The sequence below is a fragment of the Ruminococcus sp. genome (genome assembly GCF_019417665.1).
Classification (GTDB): domain Bacteria; phylum Bacillota; class Clostridia; order Oscillospirales; family Ruminococcaceae; genus Ruminococcus_C.
Map to the genome: position 1 here is coordinate 1 of NZ_DXUU01000046.1, position 5452 is coordinate 5452.

Sequence of the window (5452 nt, forward strand, 5' to 3'; positions counted from 1 at the left end):
ATTGATGCGTCCCATGTGGCGCATCTGCTAACCGCCGGGGAAAAATATGCGGATACGCTGACTTTTTCGGTTGACAGGTATTATCACGGAAAAGACCTTTCCGGCTGTCTGTTCGTGATACGTGGGGTCAACAGTGCCGGTGCGCTGTCATTGCAGACACTGGTGCAGGAAACTACAGACACAGCAATCCTGCTGACGTGGAGCATCTCCCCTGCATTTACGGCGGTATCCGGTATGCTGGCACTGGAAATCGTATGCTATGACAACGACAGCTTGATCCTGAAATACACCGTCACGCCAATGCAGGTGCGGGAATCCGTGCTGGAGGAATACAGTGGCGGTGTGGACGCCATCGAAGAAGCTCTGAAAGAGATGGAGCAAATCCTGGAGGAAACACGTGCTGTCTCTGTCAAGCTGCCAATCATCCAGAACGGCACCTGGTGGCTGTATAACACGAATTCCGGCGCATACGAGGACAGCGGACAGCCTGCACAAGGACCTGCCGGGCAGGATGGCAGGGATGGTCAGGACGGCGCTCCAGGAAAAGACGGCGCACCCGGAAAGGATGGTGCTGACGGAGCACCAGGTGCCGATGGAAAAGACGGTGCACCGGGTGCGGACGGACGTGATGGTCTGGACGGAGCTGACGGAAAGTCGGCATATCAGATATGGCTGGATGCCGGAAACACTGGCACAGAAGCGGATTTTCTGGCAAGTCTGAAAGGTGCAGACGGGCAGGACGGTGCACCGGGTGCAAACGGGAAAGATGGCACAGACGGAGTTGACGGTGCACCTGGCGCTGACGGTAAAGACGGAACTGACGGACAGGACGGTGCGGATGGCAAATCCGCCTATGAGATATGGCTTGACGCTGGGAACACCGGCACAGAAGAAGAATTCCTGGCATCTCTGAAAGGCGAAAAGGGTGACCCTGGCGCTGCCGGAGCTGACGGAAAAACACCGGATGTGTCCAACATAGAAAACACCGTAGAAGCATTGGCAGCAGGGCTTTCAGACAGCGGATGGATGCAGCTGGACAGTTCCTGCTATGTGACAGGCAGCTGTCTGGATGATACCACAACAAAAATCTACTATCGCAAAATCGGCGCTATGGTACATCTTTGCGGAAAACTTGCGTGGGCAGGTACGCCAGTACCCACTACAATTTTTCGGATACCGGAAGAGATACGTCCGTACACCAATATTCCCATGGCAGGATACGGCACATCGACTGGCGCAGTTATGTTTGCGCTTGGCAATGATGGATATGTACTTGGCGGTACAGGAAACCACACGGAAACAGTGTATTTCGGGGCAATGTACATGACAAACGATGCGCCTGCGGACGTTTCTTCTCTGCTTGCGGCTCTGGCTGACCTTGTGGAGGTGTGATCCATGGCATCTGTATTTGATTACATAAACGCACTTGACATGTGGAGGGACAAGCTGGCAGCGAATCTGACCACAATGGGTGTGACAGCTGACAGCAGCGAAAAGCTCAATACCCTTGTGCCGAAGGTGCTGCAGATTCCCCAATCTGGCGGAGGCAGCAGTACTGCCGTGTTTGACGCAGATCACCAGAGCGGCATCTATTTGCAGCATAACGGCACAGTGTATAGCCTGGCTGATTTTGTGGCGTTGTACCCGGATTTTTGCAGCAGTAGCAATGCGTATGCGCTGAATTATTCAAACACTTTGCTGGGTTGGGACGTGGGCATTTACACATGTAGTACCACCCCAATTTCCGTGACATCTGCCACACAAATCGCAATGCGGTTTTTGTGCGGCAGTACGGAAACAGGTATTATGCGCCTGGTGCGGTCGGACACAGGTACAGCAGAGGACATCCTGACAAAAGCGCAGACGGAAGGCAGCTATATCGACCTGCCCCTGCAGTGGATCTATGCAGCAGATTATGTCACAACTCTGACACCATGCGATGGTGTGACGGCTGGCAGCTACTACCTGGTATGGGTTGGTCGCTCAAACAATTCCCAGCCGAAAATTCAGAGCGTAACGGCAATATCATAAGGAGGAAAGCGGAATGAATATTATGGAAGCGGTGGAACAGCTGAAACAGGGAAAGGCAGTACAACGTGCCTGCTGGGGCAGCGCTGAGATCAAAGCGGCACAGCTGGAAAGCGGTGAGTATCAGATTTATGCGTCCGGCGATCTGAAACCGGAGATGCTGGTGCTTATGGCTGGGGATTTTACGGTGAAGGAGGATGCGGAGTGAAGGAGTCTATTTGCGCCGTGTTTGGCGTCGTTGGAAGCTTTATTGCTGGCTTGTTTGGGGGTTGGGATGCGTCACTTGCGACGCTGCTGATCTTCATGGGCGTGGACTACATCACTGGTCTGATCGTGGCGGCTGCCGGAAAGTCCCAGAAGAGCGAGAATGGGCACTTGTCCAGTCTCATCGGCTGGAAAGGGCTTGCTAAGAAAGGAGTATCCCTGCTGCTGGTATTGGTTGCCGTGAGGCTGGATATTATGCTTGGGACAAGCTACATCCGGGATGGGGTCTGCATTGCGTTCATGGTCAATGAACTGATCTCCATTGTGGAAAATGCCGGACTGCTTGGCGTGCCTATGCCTGAAATTTTAACGAAAGCCATTGATTTGCTGCAAGGCAAAAGTGACAGCGGAAAGGATGACTGACATGGCAGTGAAAACCTATACATACAGCGACACCACGCAGCTGACACCCCATTTCAAGGCAGGCGAATTTCGCTGTAAGTGCGGTAAAAGCCATGACACGCTGATATCCGATGAATTGCTGCAAAAACTGGAAACGCTGCGTGATACCCTGGATTGCAGCAAGATCATTGTCAACAGCGGCTACAGATGCGCAAGTCATGATAAATCGGTTGGCGGAACAGGTTCCGGGCAACACACCAAGGGAACGGCTGCGGATGTGGTGTGCTACGGACAGGATGGTCAACCAATCAGCAGCAAGATGGTCTGCTGCACAGCGCAGGATCTTGGCTTCGGCGGCATTGCCAACATCACCAGCGCATACACTTCCACCCATCTGGACGTACGGACTGGATCCAGGTGGTACGGTGATGAGGTCTATGGAACAAACACGGTGACAAGCGATTTCTACAGCTATTTCGGGATTGCAAAAGCATCCGGTGCAACGGCAAGAAATCCCAGCGTGAAAGCCAAAGGCATCGATGTTTCCAAGCATCAGGGCGTGATCGACTGGGACAAGGTCAAAGCATCCGGTAAGGTGGATTTTGCCATGACCGGGTCGGCGTTGGCAGCGATATCGCCAGTCAGGACGATGCACAAGCGGTGCGGAATATGACGGAATGCGAATGTGTTGGGCTGCCATATGGCGTGTATCTCTATTCCTATGCATTGAGCACCGCAGATGCAGAAAGCGAAGCAGAACATGTCCTGCGGATGATCTCCGGCAGAAATCCTGTGCTGGGCGTGTGGCTGGACATGGAAGATGCAGACGGTTACAAAGAACGGCACGGAAAGCCGCTGAACGCTGCCAACGGCAGCCTGTACACGCAGATCTGCCGCACATTTTGCAACCGGATTGCCGGGGCAGGTGTATACGCTAGCAAGAGTGTGCTGGTGGATATCCTGAGCGTATCCGATCTGCCAATCTGGGTTGCGCAGTGGGCAAGCAAGTGCACGTACAGCGGTGCTTACGATCTCTGGCAATACAGCAATGCCGGCAAAGTGGACGGCATTTCCGTGGACGTGGATTTGGATTACTTGTACAAGGATATCCCACAGGAGCAGCCAGACGCCACGGATAGCGGATCTGACAATTCGGCTGAGAAAAGTACTGGTGAGAATTTGGACACGTTAGAACTGATTCTGGAGCATGTGGCGAGTATTGATGAGAAGATGAAATAGGCGTAAGAAATTCGGCGGTACTACAGGGTGATTCCTGTGGTATCGCCGGTTTTTTCGTGTTGCATTTCGTGTTGCATCGTGTTGCATTTTTATGCAAAACAAGTTGTTTTTGCGCTTGTATATGCTTTTTATCGTTCCGGACAAAATGAGAAAAACCTCGCAGAATCGGCACATTTCCGAAACTGCGAGGTTTTTCAACTTTTTGGAATTGGTGGAGGCGATGCGTACAGTGGTATAATCACTTATCCGCAACCTTTCAAAATGGAAAAAGTCCGAAACTACGTGGATTTCTTGTGCTTTCTACTTAATCGCTTTAACTGGGTTACGATGTTAATGGGTTTCACTTAGTTACGGTCATTCATTAGTTAGGCAAACCAAAAGATCAATCCAGCAGTCCTACCACAACCTGTCGCTGTGTTCCGTCATCGGTACAGGTGATTATGGTGATCCGGTCATCGCCGAAATCGTCAAGCACCCAGACTGCATCCGAATCGACGATCTTGCTTTCAGTTACAGTGTAATGATACGCCTGTTTTTGCCTGTCATACAGCGTGATTTCCATGCCGATCTCCACATTTTTCAGATTGTTGAAATATTCTTTGTACAGTGTGCTGCTGTGCCCAGCAATGCAGTAATTGCCCTTGCCAAAATCGCCGCTGTCCTTGAAATGCCCTGCCGCTTTGGCGAGCGTTTCATTGTCAGTTCCCTCTAAAATGGGGGCTTTGATGTTCAGATCTGCAATTTCCACAACTGGATTGTTTTTCATCAGCATTTGTTTTTGATAAAGCCGGTAGCACTTTCTCACACCGAAAAATCCAAGGATGCTGACACCAATCAAAATTGCAAGCAGTCCTGAAAGGAACATTGTCCACTGCCTTTTGGTCTTACTCATCTTCTTTACGTTTGAAGATACCAGATGCCTTCACCGCACCGAATCCAAATGCCATGAACAATGCCGCACCCACGCACAGGAGCCAGTTTGTCATGGAATTGTTTCCGGTCTGAGGCAGGTTAACTTCTGCGTTGGAGGAATCTGTACCTGTTCCGGTTTTCGGATCAACGGTATAAACGTCCAGCACATTGCCGTTTTCGTCCGTCAATGTGATCTCATAAGCATCTTCCGAACGTGCCGTGATCTCTGCATTGGCAGGTGTGATCTCAGTCTTCTGCTGGTAATCGTTGATTGCCCAGCTGCAAAGATCTTCGTCCGCAATATTTGTTACGCTTGTGGTGGCTGATGTTGTGGTCAAATTCGTTGTAATGCTAGATACTGTTGTGATTGTAGTCTGTGTTACAGAAGTTTCTGTACCGGATTCCGTTGCAGAAGTTTTCTGAGAAGTGAGAGTTGTTCCATTTGTGGTAACTGTTGCCTTGGTCGCAGAAGTTGTTCCGTTTGTGGTAACTGTTGCCTTGGTCGCAGAAGTCGTTCTGTTTGTAGTAACTGTTGCCTTGGTGGCAGAAGTTGTTCCGTTTGTAGTAACTGTTGCCTTGGTCGCAGAAGTTGTTCCGTTTGTGGTAACTGTCGCCTTGGTCGCAGAAGTTGTTCCGTTTGTGGTAACTGTTGCCTTGGTGGCAGAAG

General features: G+C 50.9%; 7 protein-coding genes and 1 pseudogene. 6 read left to right on the top strand and 2 right to left on the bottom strand.

Features of this window, described 5'->3' with window-relative positions; translation table 11 throughout:
- The 6 genes and pseudogenes from QZ375_RS11020 to QZ375_RS11045 form a co-directional block, all read left to right on the top strand.
- Nucleotides 1–1392, top strand: a pseudogene (locus QZ375_RS11020) (hypothetical protein); the annotation flags it as partial.
- Between the two features lie 3 nt (nucleotides 1393–1395).
- On the top strand, nucleotides 1396–2031 hold the full coding sequence (locus QZ375_RS11025) for a hypothetical protein (RefSeq protein WP_295219054.1): 636 nt from the start codon (nucleotides 1396–1398) through the stop codon (nucleotides 2029–2031).
- 13 nt (nucleotides 2032–2044) lie between these two features.
- Complete coding sequence (locus QZ375_RS11030) at nucleotides 2045–2236, top strand: hypothetical protein (RefSeq protein ID WP_295219056.1); 192 nt, start codon at nucleotides 2045–2047, stop codon at nucleotides 2234–2236.
- Nucleotides 2233–2655: a phage holin family protein gene (locus QZ375_RS11035; protein WP_295219059.1), complete on the top strand. Its 423-nt coding sequence runs from the start codon at nucleotides 2233–2235 to the stop codon at nucleotides 2653–2655. Before QZ375_RS11030 ends, QZ375_RS11035 begins: the two co-directional genes overlap by 4 nt.
- A gap of 1 nt (nucleotide 2656) precedes the next feature.
- Nucleotides 2657–3307: a D-Ala-D-Ala carboxypeptidase family metallohydrolase gene (locus tag QZ375_RS11040; RefSeq protein WP_295219062.1), complete on the top strand. Its 651-nt coding sequence runs from the start codon at nucleotides 2657–2659 to the stop codon at nucleotides 3305–3307.
- Nucleotides 3304–3873 carry a GH25 family lysozyme gene (locus QZ375_RS11045; RefSeq protein ID WP_295219065.1) on the top strand — a complete coding sequence of 190 codons (570 nt, stop codon included), beginning with the start codon at nucleotides 3304–3306 and terminating at the stop codon, nucleotides 3871–3873. Before QZ375_RS11040 ends, QZ375_RS11045 begins: the two co-directional genes overlap by 4 nt.
- A 382-nt stretch (nucleotides 3874–4255) precedes the next feature.
- Here the strand turns inward: QZ375_RS11045 and QZ375_RS11050 are convergent, their stop codons facing one another.
- Complete coding sequence (locus tag QZ375_RS11050) at nucleotides 4256–4738, bottom strand: class D sortase (protein ID WP_295219068.1); 483 nt, start codon at nucleotides 4736–4738, stop codon at nucleotides 4256–4258.
- Between the two features lie 19 nt (nucleotides 4739–4757).
- The coding region (locus QZ375_RS11055) for an LPXTG cell wall anchor domain-containing protein (protein WP_295219070.1) at nucleotides 4758–5452 on the bottom strand (695 nt) is incomplete at its 5' end.

Bases quoted from the DNA above. Each gene is read 5' to 3' on its own strand.
- QZ375_RS11050 (WP_295219068.1), bottom strand. From the start codon at position 4,738: ATGTTCCTTTCAGGACTGCTTGCAATTTTGATTGGTGTCAGCATCCTT.
- QZ375_RS11025 (WP_295219054.1), top strand. From the start codon at position 1,396: ATGGCATCTGTATTTGATTACATAAACGCACTTGACATGTGGAGGGAC.
- QZ375_RS11030 (WP_295219056.1), top strand. From the start codon at position 2,045: ATGAATATTATGGAAGCGGTGGAACAGCTGAAACAGGGAAAGGCAGTA.
- QZ375_RS11040 (WP_295219062.1), top strand. From the start codon at position 2,657: ATGGCAGTGAAAACCTATACATACAGCGACACCACGCAGCTGACACCC.
- QZ375_RS11045 (WP_295219065.1), top strand. From the start codon at position 3,304: ATGACGGAATGCGAATGTGTTGGGCTGCCATATGGCGTGTATCTCTAT.